The sequence below is a fragment of the Sunxiuqinia dokdonensis genome (genome assembly GCF_001270965.1).
GTDB lineage: Bacteria > Bacteroidota > Bacteroidia > Bacteroidales > Prolixibacteraceae > Sunxiuqinia > Sunxiuqinia dokdonensis.
The window spans coordinates 1-1,070 of record NZ_LGIA01000007.1; the positions used below are offsets into that span (position 1 = coordinate 1).

The 1,070-nt window shown below is 44.6% G+C and carries 2 protein-coding genes; both read left to right on the top strand.

Translation table 11 applies throughout. From position 1 onward, the window contains the following. Positions 1–323 precede the first annotated feature (323 nt). Positions 324–551 (top strand): hypothetical protein, encoded by a 228-nt coding sequence (locus tag NC99_RS00645; RefSeq protein WP_053178806.1) that lies wholly within the window; start codon positions 324–326, stop codon positions 549–551. Continuing rightward, entirely contained in the window at positions 548–961 is a 414-nt protein-coding gene (locus NC99_RS00650) for a type II toxin-antitoxin system VapC family toxin (protein ID WP_053178808.1), read from the top strand. Before NC99_RS00645 ends, NC99_RS00650 begins: the two co-directional genes overlap by 4 nt. Positions 962–1,070: the final 109 nt, after the last annotated feature.

Here is a 1,070-nt window from a genome sequence, read left to right on the forward strand (position 1 = left end):
CCGGCCCGCGCGCACCCCTGATCCGGCAGCTGCCGGAGGAACCCGGCCTGCGCGCACCCCTGACCCCTAAAGGGGTATCCGCCGCACCGAACAACATCACCCCATGCTCGGAGCGAAAGCCCCTTTAGGGGTTTGGGGTAAAAGAAGTAGGCCGCGAACCATAGCCCGCAAAACGCACCATCGCCGCGGCGGACGGAAAAGAGAAAGAAGATTTAACCAGGTGAATATTTCACAAGACTGGCAACGACACAAAAACCCAAACATTTCGCATTTTTTGTTCCAGCATTTATTATAACTTTGAATGGAGCTTAAAAAAAAACAGGATGAACACCTACCGCTTTAAGACAAAAATATCGAAGACCGGAAAGATCAAGGTTCCCGACAGCTTGGCCCTTCATGATAAAGAAGTTGAAGTTACTTTGGTCCCTAAAGCACATCGGCTCAGGAAAAAGCTGAAGGCAAAAGATTTTGTTGCCCGATGGGCTGGTTTCCTGCATTCTCCTGATATTGAAAACAGTCGTTACGACTATCTCATCAAAAAGTATAAATGAAGCAGGTCCTTTTTGATACCAATATCATCTTGGATATTGCTTTGAACCGCAAGCCTTTCTTTGATTTGTCAGCGAAATTATTTGAGTTGATTGACCGAAAGAAAATCAAGGCACATGTCACGGCTTCAACCATCACCGATATTTATTATATCGCTAAAAAAGACCGGGGAAATGAGATCGCCATTCAATTTATTCTGAACCTATTGGAAATCGTTGAAGTATTGGGGGTAGATAAAAATGTAATTATCGCTGCCATTAACATGGAGTTAAATGATTTTGAAGATGCCGTCCAGGTATCGGCGGCCAGGAGTAACGAAATAGCGACAATTATTACAAGAAACAAACCTGATTTCACAAAATCGGGATTAGACGTATTCACTCCTGCCGAATTTATTGAATCGCTAAAATAAAAAGCACCATCGCCACCGCGGACGGAAAAGAGAACAAGATTTAACCACAGAGTTGCACGGAGGAATGCACAGAGGAACACGGAGAAAATTCCAAATCCCATGGGCCAAA